General features: G+C 28.5%; 2 protein-coding genes. Both read left to right on the top strand.

Going from position 1 to position 2,120, the window contains the following annotated elements:
• Window positions 1-104: 104 nt before the first annotated feature.
• Complete coding sequence (locus BN899_RS07065; protein WP_042274125.1) at window positions 105-1,346, top strand: cation:proton antiporter; 1,242 nt, start codon at window positions 105-107, stop codon at window positions 1,344-1,346.
• 149 nt (window positions 1,347-1,495) lie between these two features.
• A complete protein-coding gene (locus BN899_RS07060; RefSeq protein ID WP_052356713.1) occupies window positions 1,496-2,119 on the top strand; it encodes a hypothetical protein in 624 nt (207 codons plus the stop codon).
• Window position 2,120: the final 1 nt, after the last annotated feature.

The raw sequence follows: 2,120 nt of genomic DNA, 5'->3' as shown, positions 1-2,120 counted from the left end.
TTTTTATATATTCTTAATTTTATATATTTTTAACTTTGCTATTTAAATTTTATAAAAATGCAAATCATAATAATAAATATTAAAAATAGAAAAGAGGTGCAAAAATGGGAGAAATGAATACAGCAGCAGTAAGTTCAAATGAACTACTTTTAATAATGGCATCTATATCTGTAATTGGTGTAATAGGAGGATGGATAGGTGAAAAATTAAAACTACCAGATGTAGTTATATATTTGATTTGCGGAATAGCATTTGGACCTACTTTTTTAAATTTAGTTAATATAGAATCTTTTCCTGTAGCAAATGAGATAATTTTAACCTTTGGATCTGCATTTATACTTTATGAAGGTGGTAGAGAAGTAAAGGTTAAAGTATTAAATGAAGTAAAAATAACAGTAGGGCTTTTAGCATCATTAGGTGTATTTATAAGTGCAGGTGTAATAGGCTTAAGCTCTTATTATATATTGAATTTACCAATAGGAGTTAGTTTACTTTTAGGAGCAACAATAGCATCAACAGATCCAGCTAGTTTAATTCCTGTATTTAAGCAAGTTCCAATAAAAAATAAATTAAAGCAAACCATAATCAGTGAATCAGCTTTTAATGACGCATTTGGGGCAATACTATTTACATCTATTCTTACAGGTATAACATTATCTAAAAAAATGGGACTATTAGAAACTACATTTCAATTAGTAGCGATGATAGTAATTGGTGTATTAGTAGGAGCAGGAGTAGCGCTTATAGGTATAGGCTTATCTTCAGATAAAAAATATGGGATTTTTAATGACTTTGCTCCTATAATATCAGTAATAATAGTTATATTTGCTTATGAAATATCAGAAAGATTTGGTGGAAGTGGATATATGTCAGTTTTTATTGCAGGTCTTATAGCTGGAAATAAAAAAAGATTTGGATTATGGATACCTGATGAAAATTATATATCGGGAGTATATTTTAGAGAAAACATATCTACTATTGCAAGAATGTCTATATTTATAATTTTAGGAACACATCTAGATGTAAATGCTTTACTAAAATACGGCTTAGGCTCAATTTTAATAGTATTAATACTTATTTTTATAGCAAGACCTTTAGTAGTTATAATTTGTACAGCATTTGATAAAAAAGCTAATTGGGCTAGAAATGAAAAGATATTTATGATGTGGATTAGAGAGACAGGGGTAATACCAGCAGCCTTATCAGGTATTATAGTATCTATGAAAGTACCTGGATATGAAGTTATTTCAGCGACTGTATTTATGACAATAATAATAACATTGTTATTACAAGCAAGTACTACGAGTATTGTAGCTAGAAAATTAGATGTATTAGAAGAAAACTAAAATCTTATATCTCGAATATATAATATAAAAATCAAGAAAATAACGCATAAAAAGACAAAATATGTTTTTTATACACTATTTTTGATATTTTTTTCCTATAAAAAGGATAAATATGATAAAATTTATATTAGATAACGAGGAGGGATTTGATGAAACAAAAAATAATTTTACTTATAGCACTGTTATCAATACTTTTAACTGGATGCTCAAATGAAGAGGAAAGTAGTTTAGTTGAGCAAGGGAAAAATGCTTTAGAAAAGCATAAATATGATGATGCAAGAGAATTCTTATCACAAGCATTAGAAGCTGACAGTGCTGATGAAAATGCAAGAGCAATGTATATGCAAGCTATGAGAATGGAAAGTGCAGATGAGTATAAAGAAAAAGGTAACTATAGAAAAGCAATAAAAGAACTTGAGTTTATAGATAAAATAAAAGGTGGTTCACCAACTATAAAAAGTGAGGCTTCAAGTTTAAAAAAAGAACTTGAAAATTTAAATGAACAATATAAAAAAGAACAAGAAGAAAGAAAAGAAAATGCCAAATTAACATCAAAGAAAGATAAATACAAAGTAGAAAGAGATGCTCTCAATTCTAATATAAAAGAAAAACCTAAAAAAGAAGAACCAACGGAGGAAAAGCCTGAAGAAAAACCTGAATCTAAACCTGAGGAAAGCACTCAAGAGTCTAAGCCTGAGACAGTAGTACCAGAAAATTCTCCAGTTCAAGTAACACCACAGAGTCAAGAAGCACCACAAAATCCAGCAGCATAAT

The sequence above is a fragment of the Faecalimicrobium dakarense genome (genome assembly GCF_000499525.1).
In the GTDB taxonomy this organism is placed as follows: Bacteria; Bacillota; Clostridia; order Peptostreptococcales; family Peptostreptococcaceae; genus Faecalimicrobium; species Faecalimicrobium dakarense.
The sequence above is the reverse complement of the archived record's forward strand: the minus strand, read 5'-3'. Positions and strand labels throughout refer to the sequence as shown.

Excerpts from the sequence above, each read along its gene's own strand:
- BN899_RS07060 (WP_052356713.1), top strand. The coding sequence starts at position 1,496 with ATGAAACAAAAAATAATTTTACTTATAGCACTGTTATCAATACTTTTA.
- BN899_RS07065 (WP_042274125.1), top strand. The coding sequence starts at position 105 with ATGGGAGAAATGAATACAGCAGCAGTAAGTTCAAATGAACTACTTTTA.